The sequence below is a fragment of the Microbacterium sp. zg.Y1084 genome (assembly GCF_024623595.1).
GTDB lineage: Bacteria > Actinomycetota > Actinomycetes > Actinomycetales > Microbacteriaceae > Microbacterium > Microbacterium wangruii.
This window is the reverse complement of record NZ_JANJGV010000001.1, coordinates 34,622-48,133: the sequence shown is the minus strand read 5'-3', so window position 1 is coordinate 48,133 and position 13,512 is coordinate 34,622. Positions and strand designations below refer to the sequence as shown.

At 70.3% G+C, this 13,512-nt stretch carries 12 protein-coding genes and 1 pseudogene; 1 reads left to right on the top strand and 12 read right to left on the bottom strand.

Going from position 1 to position 13,512, the window contains the following annotated elements; translation table 11 throughout:
- Positions 1-10: 10 nt before the first annotated feature.
- The 3 genes and pseudogenes from hisD to dnaE all read right to left on the bottom strand — a co-directional run.
- Positions 11-1,249 (bottom strand): annotated as a pseudogene (hisD, locus tag NQ165_RS00215) (histidinol dehydrogenase); the annotation flags it as partial.
- Between the two features lie 31 nt (positions 1,250-1,280).
- Complete coding sequence (locus NQ165_RS00210; RefSeq protein WP_257530120.1) at positions 1,281-2,477, bottom strand: hypothetical protein; 1,197 nt, start codon at positions 2,475-2,477, stop codon at positions 1,281-1,283.
- Positions 2,478-2,527: 50 nt separating this feature from the next.
- Positions 2,528-5,998: a DNA polymerase III subunit alpha gene (gene dnaE / locus NQ165_RS00205; RefSeq protein ID WP_374679381.1), complete on the bottom strand. Its 3,471-nt coding sequence runs from the start codon at positions 5,996-5,998 to the stop codon at positions 2,528-2,530.
- Positions 5,999-6,114: 116 nt separating this feature from the next.
- Between dnaE and NQ165_RS00200 the strand changes: the two genes are divergently transcribed.
- The gene (locus NQ165_RS00200) at positions 6,115-6,588 is read left to right on the top strand and encodes an NUDIX domain-containing protein (RefSeq protein ID WP_257530117.1); all 474 of its coding nucleotides are present in this window, start codon (positions 6,115-6,117) and stop codon (positions 6,586-6,588) included.
- Here NQ165_RS00200 and NQ165_RS00195 read toward each other — a convergent pair.
- From NQ165_RS00195 to NQ165_RS00155, 9 genes are all read right to left on the bottom strand, one after another.
- Positions 6,585-7,154, bottom strand: a complete 570-nt coding sequence (locus tag NQ165_RS00195) for a GNAT family N-acetyltransferase (protein ID WP_257530116.1) — start codon at positions 7,152-7,154, stop codon at positions 6,585-6,587. The two genes, NQ165_RS00200 and NQ165_RS00195, sit on opposite strands and share 4 nt — an antisense overlap.
- Before the next feature lie 20 nt (positions 7,155-7,174).
- Entirely contained in the window at positions 7,175-8,095 is a 921-nt protein-coding gene (locus tag NQ165_RS00190; RefSeq protein WP_257530080.1) for an RluA family pseudouridine synthase, read from the bottom strand.
- Between the two features lie 2 nt (positions 8,096-8,097).
- The gene (gene lspA / locus NQ165_RS00185; RefSeq protein WP_257530078.1) at positions 8,098-8,706 is read right to left on the bottom strand and encodes a signal peptidase II; all 609 of its coding nucleotides are present in this window, start codon (positions 8,704-8,706) and stop codon (positions 8,098-8,100) included.
- A gap of 9 nt (positions 8,707-8,715) precedes the next feature.
- Positions 8,716-9,318, bottom strand: coding sequence for a DivIVA domain-containing protein (locus NQ165_RS00180; protein ID WP_257530076.1), 603 nt, complete (start codon positions 9,316-9,318; stop codon positions 8,716-8,718).
- A 120-nt stretch (positions 9,319-9,438) separates the two neighbouring features.
- Positions 9,439-9,741 (bottom strand): YggT family protein, encoded by a 303-nt coding sequence (locus NQ165_RS00175; RefSeq protein ID WP_257530073.1) that lies wholly within the window; start codon positions 9,739-9,741, stop codon positions 9,439-9,441.
- 6 nt (positions 9,742-9,747) lie between these two features.
- On the bottom strand, positions 9,748-10,212 hold the full coding sequence (locus NQ165_RS00170) for a cell division protein SepF (protein WP_257530071.1): 465 nt from the start codon (positions 10,210-10,212) through the stop codon (positions 9,748-9,750).
- Between the two features lie 35 nt (positions 10,213-10,247).
- A complete protein-coding gene (locus NQ165_RS00165) occupies positions 10,248-10,940 on the bottom strand; it encodes a YggS family pyridoxal phosphate-dependent enzyme (RefSeq protein ID WP_257530069.1) in 693 nt (230 codons plus the stop codon).
- Positions 10,937-12,097, bottom strand: a complete 1,161-nt coding sequence (ftsZ, locus tag NQ165_RS00160) for a cell division protein FtsZ (protein ID WP_257530067.1) — start codon at positions 12,095-12,097, stop codon at positions 10,937-10,939. The genes NQ165_RS00165 and ftsZ overlap by 4 nt, the downstream gene beginning before the upstream one ends.
- Positions 12,098-12,274: 177 nt before the next feature.
- Positions 12,275-13,507 (bottom strand): FtsQ-type POTRA domain-containing protein, encoded by a 1,233-nt coding sequence (locus NQ165_RS00155; RefSeq protein WP_306816311.1) that lies wholly within the window; start codon positions 13,505-13,507, stop codon positions 12,275-12,277.
- Positions 13,508-13,512 lie beyond the last annotated feature (5 nt).

Sequence of the window (13,512 nt, the reverse complement as noted above, 5' to 3'; positions counted from 1 at the left end):
CAGAGAAAGACTAACCCTCGAACCGGGCGGTCACCGCTTCGCCGTGTGCGGGGAGCACCTCGGCGTCGGCCAGCGCGACGATCGCGTCGGCCACGGCGGCCAGGGCGTCGTGGTCGTAGGTGATGATCTGCTGCGGCCGCAGGAACGTCGAGGCCGAGAGCCCTGCGGCGTAGCGCGCCTGGCCTCCGGTGGGCAGGACGTGGTTGCTTCCCGCCAGGTAGTCCCCCAGGCTCACCGGCGACGCCGCGCCCACGAACACCGCTCCCGCGTTGACGAAGTCGTCGATCCGGGGGGCGGCGAGGTGCAGCTCGAGGTGCTCGGGCGCGTACGCATTGCTGAACGCGGTGGCGGCGGCGATGTCGTCGACCAGCACGATCGCCGACTGCGGGCCGGCGAGGGCCGCCGCGATGCGCTCGGCGTGCAGGGTGCGCCCCGCGCGCTCGGCGACGGATGCCGCGACGGCGTCGGCCAGCTCGGCGGAGTCGGTGACGAGGACGGCCGAGGCCTGCTCATCGTGCTCGGCCTGACTGATGAGGTCCGCGGCGACCAGCACGGGGTCGGCGCTGTCGTCGGCGACGATCAGGATCTCGGTGGCACCGGCCTCGGAATCGGTGCCGACGACCCCGGCGACGGCGCGCTTGGCGGCCGCGACGAAGTTGTTGCCGGGCCCCGTGACGACATCGACCGGCTCGAGCCCGATGTCCTCCACCCCGTAGGCGAACGCGCCGATCGCGCCGGCGCCGCCCATCGCGTACACCTCGGTGACGCCGACCAGCCGCGCTGCGGCGAGGATCACCGGGTGCACCCGCCCGCCGTGCTCACGCTGCGGCGGCGAGGCCAGGGCGACATCGCTCACCCCGGCGACCTGCGCCGGCACGACGTTCATGACGACGCTCGACGGGTACACCGCCTTGCCCCCGGGAACGTAGACGCCGGCGCGGCGCACCGGGCGCCACCGCTGCTCGATGCGTGCGCCCGGCGCCGGTGTGACGACCGCGGACGCGGGCACCTGTGCGGCCGAGGCCTCACGCACGCGGCGGATCGCCTCTTCCAGGGCGGCGCGCACCGTCGGGTCGAGGGTCGCGAGGGCTTCGTCCAGGTGCGCGTCGGGGACGCGAACGGCGTGACCGGACACCCCGTCGAAGCGCTCGGCCTGTTCGCGCAGCGCCGCCTCGCCTCGGCCCGCCACGTCATGCACCAACTGTGCGGCCGTGGTGAGGGCTTCGGCGCGGGCCGCCTGGGCGCGGGGCCCCCGCGACGAGGCGCTTCAGCCGGGGCGCTCAGCCTCGGGTGACGCCGGAGGTGTCGTGGAGGTAGCCGACCCGGCCGTCCTCGTGACGCACGACGAACGTCTCGTCCCGGTCCTCGATGACGAGCGCCCACGCCGTGGGGCCGATGCGGAACAGCGGCATCCCCTGGTCGTCGACCACGTCGCGCTCGACCGGCACAAGGGCCCAGAACGGCTCGGTGGCGGCGGAAGCGGGACCGGCATCTTCAAAGAGTGCGGCGGTCTCGTCGACGTCGTCCGGCGCGGAGACGATGACGGCCTCCTCGGAATCGGTCACGATGACCGCCTCGGTTTCCCCGTCGTCGACGACCGCGGCGGACGCGAACGGCTCATCGTCGTAGGACCGCTCGACATCGGGGTTCTCGCCGAAGGCGGCGACGTCGTCGGCAGGGGTGCCTGCGGGCGCGGAGGCGTCGCGCGACGCGTCATCGGCCGGAACGTCGTACCGGGGCGCCGGTGCGGAACCTCCCGGCGCGGAGGCATACCCTGCGGGAACCGCGGCGGGAGGGGTGGCGCCGGCCGCGTCAGCAGGCTGCGCCTCATGAGAGGAAGCAGGACGCGGGGTCCGCGGACGGGGGGTCACCGGCCGCAGGGGGCGGGCGTTACGGTGCGCGGGCACTTCGCGGCGGTGCTGGAAGTCCTCCGCCAGCGCCGGGATGAGCGGGGCGAACACCGTCAGCACCACTCCGGCGAGCATGAGGAAGAACTCCACCCACACCACCCAGCTGCTCAGCCAGATGCCGGACTGCACACCCCGCGCGACGTTCGTCCACAGCGCGGCGAGCCACACCGTCGCCGACACCGAGAAGGCGACCGAGGCGAATTGGTCGATGCCGAGCGAGCCGACCCGGCGGATGCCGTCGGGCGAGAAGCGGCGCAGCACGATGAGGAAGACCGCCACCGTCGGCACGCCGATGGTGAGGATCCAGTCGAGGCCGGCGTTCCATACCGAGCCGCCCAGTCCCAGGCCTGCCTCGAGTCGCGGGTCGTGGTACAGCGAGAAGAACGACACGACGAAGGCGAGGACCCACACCGCGATCAGCGCCACTTCGCGCACCGAGAACGGGCCGACGCCGTACTGCACGGGGGTCCCGGTCGTGTCCTGTTCGGCCGTCGCGCCGCCGTGCGGCGCATCGGTGCTGTGGTCGGAGGTCGTAGCGGTGCTGTCGTCGATTCGATCGTCGGTCACGGTGCTCCCTTCGTCGTTGCGCCGAGGCGCGTGTACCGATGCTAGCGGTCTCATCCCAGGCAGTGGGGACCCAGCAGGCCTTTCAGCTCGCCGTAGAGGTCGGCGGTGATCTGAACATGCATGGGCACTTCGAACACCTTCGCCACACCGCCCTTGTGCACCTTCAGCGTCACTTCGGTGTCACCGCGGTGACGGGTGAGCACGTGCGCGAGCTCTCCGATCACCGCCTCGGTCGCCCGATGCTCGGGCAGGGTGAGGGTCAGCGGACCCGATGCCTCGGTGCTGCCGAGGTCGGGCGAGAACGCGGACTGCCCGTGCAGATTCAGCCCGTCGTCGCGACGCGACACGCGGCCGCGCACGACCAGGATCGAGTCGGCCACGAGCATCGACTGGAACTCGGTGTAGGTCTTGCCCATGAACATCACGGTGACCTCGCCGTTGAAGTCCTCCACCGTGATCATGCCGTAGGGGTTGCCGCTCTGCTTCGCGACGCGGTGCTGCACGCTCGTGACGAGACCGGCGATGGTCACCTGGTCGCCGTCCTGCACGTCTTCGGAGGCCAGCAGATCGTGGATCGACATCGAGGCGTGCTTGGCCAGTGGGATCTCCAGCCCCGCCAGCGGGTGGTCGGAGACGTACAGACCGAGCATCTCCCGCTCGAAGGCGAGCTTGTCCTTCTTGGTCCACTCCGGACGCTCGGGCACCTTGGCGGGCGCGACCTCCTCGGCCTCGTCGTACAGGCTGTCGAAGTCGAACCCGATGGCGCCCGTCGCGGCCTTCCGCTTGGAATCCACGGCCGCCTCGGTGGCATCCTCGTGGATCTCCATGAGCGCGCGGCGCGTCGAGCCCAGTGAGTCGAACGCACCGGCCTTGATGAGCGATTCGACCGTGCGCTTGTTGGCGACGTGGATCGGCACCTTGGTGAGGAAGTCGTGGAAGCTGACGAAATTGTCGTCGGCGCGGGCGGTGACGATGCCGTCGACGACGTTCGTGCCCACGTTGCGCACCGCACCCAGTCCGAAGCGGATGTCCTCTCCCACGGCGGCGAAGTACCGGATGGACTCGCGCACGTCCGGCGGCAGCACCCGGATGCCCATGCGGCGGCACTCGTTGAGGTACACCGCGAGCTTGTCCTTCGCGTCGCCCACGCTCGTCAGCAGCGCAGCCATGTACTCAGCCGGGTAGTGCGCCTTCAGGTACGCCGTCCAGTACGACACCAGGCCGTAGGCGGCGGAGTGGGCCTTGTTGAAGGCGTAGTCGGAGAAGGGCAGGAGGATGTCCCACAGCTTCTGGACGGCGGCGTCGGAGAATCCGTTCGCGTGCATGCCGGCCTGGAAGCCCGCGTACTGCTTGTCGAGCTCGGACTTCTTCTTCTTGCCCATCGCGCGACGCAGGATGTCGGCCTGGCCCAGGCTGAACCCGGCGACCCGCTGGGCGATCGCCATGACCTGCTCCTGGTAGATGATCAGGCCGTAGCTGGTGCTGAGGATCTCGGCGAGGGGCTCCTCGAGCTCCGGGTGGATCGGGGTGATCTCCTGCAGCCCGTTCTTGCGCAGCGCATAGTTGGTGTGCGAGTTCGCGCCCATCGGGCCGGGCCGGTACAGGGCGATGACGGCCGAGATGTCCTCGAAGTTGTCGGGCTTCAGCAGCCGCAGCAGCGACCGCATGGGCCCGCCGTCGAGCTGGAACACGCCCAGCGTGTCACCCCGCGCCAGCAGGTCGTACGCCGCCTGGTCGTCGAGGGCGAGATCTTCGAGCACGACCTTCTCGCCGCGGTTGGCCTCGATGTTGTCCAGCGCGTCGTCGATGATCGTGAGGTTGCGCAGCCCCAGGAAGTCCATCTTGATCAGGCCCAGGGACTCGCACGCCGGGTAGTCGAACTGCGTGACGATCTGGCCGTCCTGCTCGCGCTTCATGATCGGGATGATGTCGATCAGCGGCTCGCTGGACATGATGACGCCGGCGGCGTGCACGCCCCACTGGCGCTTCAAGTTCTCGAGCCCCACCGCCGTGTCGAAGACGGTCTTGGCCTCGGGGTCGCTCTCGATGACGGAGCGGAACTCCGACGCCTCCTTGTAACGGGGGTGCTTCGGGTCGAACATGCCGCCCAGGGGCATGTCCTTGCCCATGACCGCCGGGGGCATGGCCTTGGTGAGCTTCTCCCCCATGCTGAACGGGAAGCCGAGCACCCGCCCGGCATCCTTCAGTGCCTGCTTGGCCTTGATGGTGCCGTAGGTGACGATCTGCGCGACGCGCTCGTCGCCGTACTTCTCGGTGACGTACTGGATCACCTCGCCGCGGCGACGGTCGTCGAAGTCGACGTCGAAGTCGGGCATCGAGACGCGGTCGGGGTTGAGGAAGCGCTCGAAGATCAGCCCGTGCTCGAGCGGGTCGAGGTCGGTGATCTTCATCGCGTACGCCGCCATGGAGCCGGCACCGGAGCCACGGCCGGGGCCGACGCGGATGCCGTTGCGCTTGGCCCAGTTGATGAAGTCGGCGACGACGAGGAAGTAGCCGGGGAAGCCCATCTGGACGATGACGCCGGTCTCGTACTCGGCCTGCTTGCGCACCGCGTCGGGGATGCCGCCGGGGTACCGCTCGTGCAGGCCGTTCTCGACCTCCTTGACGAACCAGCTCTCCTCGGTCTCCCCCTCGGGCACCGGGTAGCGCGGCATGTAGTTGGCCGAGGTGTTGAACTCGACGTCGCACCGCTCGGCGATGAGCAGCGTGTTGTCGCACGCGATGGGGTGGTCGCGGAAGATCTGCCGCATCTCCGCGGGCGTCTTGACGTAGTAGCCGTCGCCGTCGAACTTGAACCGGTTGGGGTCGTCGAGGGTGGACCCCGACTGCACGCACAGCAGCGCCGCGTGGCTGGTCGCGTCATGCTGGTGGGTGTAGTGCAGGTCGTTGGTGGCCAGGAGCGGAATGTCGAGGTCCTTCGCGAGGCGGTGCAGGTCGGTCATGACCCGCCGCTCGATGGACAGCCCGTGATCCATGATCTCGGCGAAGTAGTTGTCCTTGCCGAAGATGTCCTGGAACTCCGCCGCCGCTGCGCGCGCCGCGTCGTACTGCCCCAGGCGCAGGCGCGTCTGCACCTCGCCGGACGGGCAGCCGGTGGTGGCGATGAGGCCCTTGGAGTACGTCTGCAGCAGCTCGCGGTCCATGCGCGGCTTGAAGTAATAGCCCTCGATCGAGGCCTTGCTCGAGAGCCGGAAGAGGTTGTGCATGCCCTCGGTCGTCTCCGAAAGCAGGGTCATGTGCGTGTAGGCACCCGAGCCCGAGACGTCGTCGCTGCTCTGCTCCGGCGTGCCCCAGCGCACCCGGGACTTGTCGCTGCGGTGGGTGCCCGGGGTGACGTACGCCTCGATGCCGATGATCGGCTTGATGCCGGCATCCTTGGCCGTCTTGTAGAACTCGTAGGCGGCGAACGTGTTGCCGTGGTCGGTGACGGCGATGGCCGGCATCTCGAGCCGCACCGCCTCCTGCACCATGGCGCCGATGCGAGCGGCGCCGTCGAGCATCGAGTACTCGCTGTGGACGTGAAGATGAGCGAAGGAATCGGATGCCACGGGCTCCAGTCTACGAGGGGCGGCCGACAACGCCGGCCGGAGGGAGGCGCGCCGCCTAGGCTGGGAGCATGGCCACACCCGACTTCGTCCTGTCGCTGCGCGAGCGGATCGGACACGACCCGCTCCCCCTCGTCGGCGTGACCGCGATCGTCTTCCGAGACGAGAAGATCCTCCTCGGCAAGCGCGCCGACACCGGATCGTGGCAGCCCGTGTCCGGCATCGTCGACCCGGGCGAAGAGCCGGCGGATGCCGCCGTGCGCGAGTGCCTCGAAGAGGCGGGGGTCGTGGTGAAGGCCACCCGGCTCGCGCTCGTGCACCAGGTGCCGCGCATCACCTACGCCAACGGCGACCAGGTGGACTACCTCGATCTCGTGTTCCGCTGCGACTGGGTCTCCGGCGATCCGCACCCGGCGGACGGCGAACTCACCGAGGTGGGCTTCTACGGTCTCGGCGAACTGACCGAGGTGGCCGAGGAGCACGTCCGCAAGATCGCGCTCGCGATCGCCGAGGACGACCCCGCCACCTTCCGCGGCGGTCGCTAGAGCTCCCGGCGCATCAGCACCCGAGGGAAGCCGGCCAGCACCGACGAGGTGTCGGCGGCCTTGACGAACCCGGCGCGCTCGAACAGCGCGCGCGTGCCCACGTACGCCATGGTCAGGTCGACCTTCTCGCCGCGGTTGTCGACGGGGTAGCCCTCCACGGCGGGTGCACCGCACGCACGCGCGTACGCGACGGCGCCGTCGATGAGCGCGTGCGCGATGCCCTGCTTGCGGTGCCCCGGCCGCACCCGCACGCACCACAGCGACCAGACGTCGACGTCATCGATGTGCGGGATGCGCCGGTTGCGTGCGAACGTGGTGTCCGCCCTCGGATGGATCGCCGCCCACCCCACCGGCTCCGCCCCGTCGTAGGCGAGCACACCCGGTGGCGGGGTCTCGTCGCACAGGCGTCGCACGCGCTCGGCCCGCGCCTGACCGCGCAGCGCGTTGTTCTCCTTCGAGGGGATGCGGTAGCTCAGGCAGAAGCACACGTTCGACCCCGGCTTCTTCGGTCCGAGCACCGCCGCGACATCGTCGAAGACGGTGGCAGGACGCACGTCGATGACCATGACGGCATCCTGCCCGCAGGTCAGTCCCCGCGCAGCACGTCGAGGGCGTGCTGCAGATCGGCCGGATAGGGCGAGGTGAACGTCACCCAGTCGGTCGTGGCCGGGTGCGCGAACGACAGCTCGCGCGCGTGCAGCCACTGACGGCTGAGTCCGAGGCGGGCCGACAGCGTCGGGTCGGCGCCGTAGAGCGGATCGCCGACGCACGGATGCCGGTGCGCGGCCATGTGCACGCGGATCTGATGGGTGCGCCCCGTCTCGAGGTGGATCTCCAGCAGCGACGCGCCCGGGAAGGCCTCGATCGTCTCGTAGTGCGTGACGGAGTCCTTGCCCTCGGGTGTGACGGCGAACTTCCACGAGTGCGACGGATGCCGGCCGATCGGGGCGTCGATCGTGCCGGCCAGCGGGTCGGGGTGCCCCTGCACGACGGCGTGGTAGATCTTCTCCACCGTGCGCTCCTTGAACGCCCGCTTGAGCGCGGTGTAGGCGCTCTCGGTCTTCGCCACGACCATGAGGCCGCTGGTTCCGACGTCGAGGCGGTGCACGATGCCCTGCCGTTCCGCGGCACCGGTCGTGGCGACGCGGAAGCCGGCAGCCGCCAGCGCGCCGAGCACGGTGGGCCCCTCCCACCCCAGCGAGGGATGGGCCGCGACCCCGACCGGCTTGTCGATCACGATGATGTCGTCGTCGTCGTAGACGATGCCGAGGTCGGGAACGGCCACCGGGACGACCCGCGGCGGCTCCTTCTCGGCCCAGGTCACCTCGAGCCAGCCACCGGCTCGGAGCTTGTCGGACTTACCCAGCGTGCGACCGTCGAGCACCACACCGCCGGCTTCGGCGACCTCCGCGGCGAACGTGCGGGAGAACCCCAGGAGCTTGGCGAGGGCGGCATCCACGCGCACTCCGTCGAGCCCGTCGGGGACGGGGACATTGCGACTGTCCATGATCAGGCCTTCGCGGCCTCGTCCGAGGGCGCGGCCGCGTCACCGGAGTCTGAGGCGTCGTCGGATGCCGTCGCGTGCCGGTGATGCGCCTCGCGCGTGCCGTCGAAGCGCACTCCCACGAGGACGAGCAGCGCGACGGTGATCATCATCGTGACGATGAAGACGTCGGCGACGTTGTAGATCGCCGACGGCAGACCCAGCCACATCCACGGCGTATGGATGAAGTCGACGACGTGGCCGACGAGAAAGCCGGGCTCACGCAGCAGCCGGTCGGTGAGGTTGCCCAGGATGCCGCCGAGCAGCAGACCCAGCACCACCGCCCACAGGCGCGAGCGGACCGAACGGAGGGTGAGGACCACGATCGTCACGGCCGCAGCGGCCAGCACGATCGTGAAGATCCAGGTGACGCCCTCGCCGAGGGAGAACGCCGCACCCGGGTTGCGGGTCAGGTACAGCTGGAAGAAGTCACCGAGAACGGGAACCGCCTCCTGATAGGGCAGGTTCTCGATCGCGAGGTACTTGGTGAACTGGTCGGCGGCCAGCACCAGAGCCGCGAGGATCGCGGTGATGGTGCCGGCCGCCGCCGTACGCAGAGGGGCGCGTGCCGTCAAGAACCGGGCCTAGTGGCCGACCGAGACCGGCGCGGAGCCGGACGTCGTGCCCGTGGTGTCGAGGTCGCGCAGCTTGCCCTCGATGTAGGTGCGCAGCTGCGAGCGGTAGTCGCGCTCGAACTGACGCAGCTCCGAGATGCGAGCCTCCAGCACGCTGCGCTCCTTCTCGAGCCGAGCCATCTCGTCGCGGCCGCGGGCCTCCGCCTCGGCGACGATGGACGCCGCGTGGGCCTGAGCCTCGGAGATGAGCTTGTCGCGCTGGGCGACACCCTCGGCGACGTGCTCGTCGTGCAGACGCTGCGCGAGCTCGATGATGCCGGCGCTGGCGGCGGCGGGGGCGGCGGCGGACTCCGCGGCCGGTGCCTCGGCGACGACCTCGACGGCCTCGTACTCGGCGACCTCGGGCTGTGCGGCAGGAGCCTGCGCGGCGGGCGCCTGGCCCGACTCGTAGGCGGCCAGCTTGGCCTTCAGCTCGTCGTTCTCCGCGATCGTCTTGCGCCACTCGACGACGATTTCGTCGAGGAAGTCATCGACCTCGTCCGGGTCGAATCCCTCCTTGAAGCGCACGTGCTGGAACTGCTTGGTGACGACGTCATCGGGGGTCAAAGCCATTGTCTGGTCCTCTTTCGGAGCTCACGTCGCGGGCCGATCGGGAGAGGCCCGACATCTGCGGGCCGATCATCACAGCATAGTGGGAGCACCGCCGACTCGCGAGGCGGGGCCGGCGGGCGATCAGCTCGCGGCGATGGTGCGGGTGATCGACAGCAGAACGAAGCACACGAGCATCGTGAGCGGGAACGCGAAGTCGACGGCCACCGCACCCAGGCGCAGCGGCGGGATGAAACGGCGGATCAGCTTGATCGGCGGATCGGTCACCGTGTAGACGATCTCTGCCGCGATCAGTCCCGCGCCGCGCGGGCGCCACGCCCGGTTGAACATCGGGATGTACTCGAGGATCAGCCGCACGAGCAGCAGCAGAACATAGAAGAGCAGAAGCGTGTTGACGATCGCAGCGACGAGCTGGAGCACTCCCACGATCGGCTACTGCGCGAAGGCAGGGGTTTCGGGGTCGGCCTGCGCGACGGCGCCGTCCCCGGACACGGCGATGTTCTCGGGCGACAGCAGGAAGACCTTGCTGGTGACCCGTTCGATGCGCCCGTACAGACCCAGCGACAGACCGCTGGCGAAGTCGATGAGGCGGCGCGCGTCGGCGTCGCTCATCTGCGAGAGGTTGATGATGACCGGGATGCCGTCGCGGAAGTTCTCGGCGATGATCTGCGCGTCGCGGTACTGCTTGGGGTGCACCGTGAGGATCTCGCTGACCGCACTGGGCGCAGGCTGGCGCACGACCGCGGGGCGGTGGATGGGCGTCACGGGAGCAGGCGCCTTCTCGACCGGCTTGTCACGGCGCGGCTGAGGCTGCTGCTGCGCTGCGGGCTCCTCATAGGCCTCTTCTTCGTCGGCCAGACCGAGATACACCATGGTCTTCTTGAGCGGGTTCGACATCGCATCCTCCGTGGGTTCGCTCGTGTGTTCCGAGGCTATCCGTGCACGGGCCTCGGGCCCGTGATTGCCGAGCCGATCCGCAGGTGTGTCGCGCCCGCGGCGATGGCCTCGGCGAAATCGCCGGTCATGCCGGCGGAGATCCATTCAGCGTCCGGCACGATCGTGCGCACCCGGGCACCGGCTTCGGCCAGTCGTGCGAACGCCGACGCCGCCGGCTCGTCCAGCGGCGCAACCCCCATCACGCCGCGCAGCCGCAGCGTGGGGCAGGACGCGGCGATGTGCTCGGCGAGGGCGGCGACCTCGCCGGGGGCGGTGCCACCGCGGCCGGGGTCGTCGGTGAGGTTGACCTGCACGAGCACGTCGAGCATGTCGCCTCCCGGCTCCCCCGCGGCGTCGAGCGCATCCGCGAGACGGCTGCGGTCGACGGAGTGCACGGTGGATGCCGCGGCGCGGATCGCGCGCGCCTTGTTCGTCTGCGCCTGTCCGACGAAATGCCAGCGCAGATCGCTCAGGTCCGACAGCTCGGCCACCTTCGCGGTGAGCTCCTGCTGCCGGTTCTCCCCCACATCGCGCACACCCAGCCCGTGGAGCTCGCGCACCAGGGCTGCGGGGTGGAACTTCGTCACGACGATGCGGGTGATCCCGCTCGGGTCACGGCCCGCCGATCGCGCGGCATCCGAGATGCGCGCGTCGACGTCGGCGAGCCGTGCCCGGAGGTCGTCGTTCACTTCAGGAAGTCGGGGATGTCCAGGTCGTCGTCGCCGAAGGCCGACTCATACGCGTCGGTCGACGACGTCGAGGCGACGCTCACGGGCTCGCGCTCGCGCACCGGCTCGGCGACGGGCACCTCGCGGGCGGCGTCGGCGGCGGGGACGGCGGGCAGCACGGGGGTGGAGGCGGGACGCTGCGCCGCGACCGGGTCGATCCGCAGCGAGGGCTCTCCGCCGTCGAAACCGGCGGCGATGACCGTGACGCGCACCTCGTCACCGAGGGTGTCGTCGATCACGGTTCCGAAGATGATGTTCGCCTCCGGGTGGGCGGCTTCCTTCACCAGCTGTGCGGCGTCGTTGATCTCGAAGATGCCGAGGTTCGAACCACCCTGGATCGACAGCAGCACTCCGTGGGCGCCTTCGATCGAGGCCTCCAGCAGCGGCGACTCGACGGCCAGCTCGGCGGCCTTGATCGCACGATCGGCGCCGCGAGCGGAGCCGATGCCCATGAGGGCGGATCCCGCCCCCTGCATGACGGACTTCACGTCGGCGAAGTCGAGGTTGATCAGACCCGGCGTGGTGATGAGGTCGGTGATGCCCTGCACACCGGCGAGCAGCACCTGGTCGGCGGTCGCGAACGCCTCGATCATCGAGATGCCGCGGTCGCTGATCTCCAGGAGACGGTCGTTGGGGACGACGATGAGGGTGTCGACCTCTTCCTTCAGCTTCGACACGCCCGACTCCGCCTGGCTCTGGCGGCGGCGGCCTTCGAAGGAGAACGGCTTGGTCACGACGCCGATGGTCAGTGCGCCGATGGACTTGGCGATGCGCGCCACCACGGGCGCGCCGCCCGTGCCGGTCCCGCCGCCTTCTCCGGCGGTGACGAAGACCATGTCGGCCCCGGTGAGGGCCTCCTCGATCTCCTCCGCGTGGTCCTCGGCGGCACGGCGGCCCACCTCGGGGTCGGCTCCTGCGCCGAGTCCGCGGGTGAGTTCGCGTCCGACGTCGAGCTTCACGTCGGCGTCGCTCATGAGCAACGCCTGGGCGTCGGTGTTCACCGCGATGAACTCCACGCCACGCAGGCCAAGCTCGATCATGCGGTTGACGGCGTTCACGCCGCCGCCTCCCACACCCACGACCTTGATCACCGCGAGGTAGTTCTGGTTCTGGCTCATGCGCCGGCCTCCGTATCGTCCCGAACCCTGTAACCTTCAACCTCATGTAGAGGTTTAAAGAATTGCCGAGTATGCAATTCCCGCTGCTCCGAAGCTAGGGGGACGGCGCGTCGCGGCGTGCACCGTTGCGGGCGTGTCGCCGGATGCGGATTCTGCGGAGGGCTCGGACGCGCCGGCTCAGCGGAGCACGATCGCGTCCGGCGACGACACGTCGTAGGCGGCGACGGTCTCGGGCGGGCGCGTCTTCATGATGGTCTCCAACGCCAGCGCCTTCATGGCCGACTTGTCGGGACCGCCCCAGACCACCTGTGTGCCCGTGGCGCCGAGGGTGAGGGTGACGTCGTTCGGGGTCGTCGCCGACACCGCCGTCACCTGCGTGCGGATGCCTGCGGGCAGCGACCGCACGACGTGACCGACCGCTTCGAAGGCAGCCGACCCCACCCCGCCGCGCACGTCCAGCACAGGCTCACCCGGCGGTGGAGCGCTCGTGGTGGACAGCGCGACACCGGCCGCGTCGACCAGCGTGAACCCGGCCGCCGAGGACAGCACGCCGATCGGCGTGCGCTCCACGACGCGCACGACGAGCTCGTGCGGGGGACGCGCCTCGAGGGCGTACGTCTCAACGAGGGGGAAGCCGACGAGAGCGGCCTTGACCTCGCTGGAGTCCACCAGGGGCATGGGGGTGCCCAGCTGACCCGAGAGCGCCTCCTCGACCGCAGCGGCATCCAGACGCTGGGTGCCCTCGACCCTGATCGTCTCGACGGCGAACAGCGGACTGTAGGCGACGCCGAGGGTGCCGAGGACGAGGAGCACCACGGCGGCCACGGCCCCGAGCCAGGCGAAGCGGCGGTGCCGCTGGCGCGCGGTGAACCGACGCGCCTCCGCGCGGAGCGCCCGGCGCCGCGCGCGGGCGGCGCGCAGCACGTCGCGCACGCCGACCTCCTCGCGCGGGACCTCGGGCTCTGCGTCGACGGGCGGCGCGGTCGCGTCGCCTGCGCCGGGTGCCGGGCGCGTCACGGGCCCGGCATCGGCGACCGTCGTCATCCCGCCGGGGTGGTCATCGCGCAGGTGGAACGGGATGACCGGCGCCAGCGGGGCGGTCTCGGCCTCATCCGCCGACAGGTCGGTCGCGGCGGAACCGCTCGCGCCCGCAGTGGCGGTGTCGGCGCCCGGTACGGGTGGCGCGGGCACGACGTCGGTCGCGGCGTCGGGGGCGGGCTCTGGTGCAGCCGACGCGGAGACGTCGTCCGCTGCGGGGTCCGCGGAGACGGGAGACGGCGCATCGGGCGAGGGCCGCCGCCGCGGCGGGGCGACCTGGCGCGGCGGTTGCACGGTGGCGGGGTCGGGCGCGGCCGCGGCCTCCTCCGGTCGCTGCTCCGCCGGCGGCGGAAGAGGGCTCGGCCGGCGCATGCGCC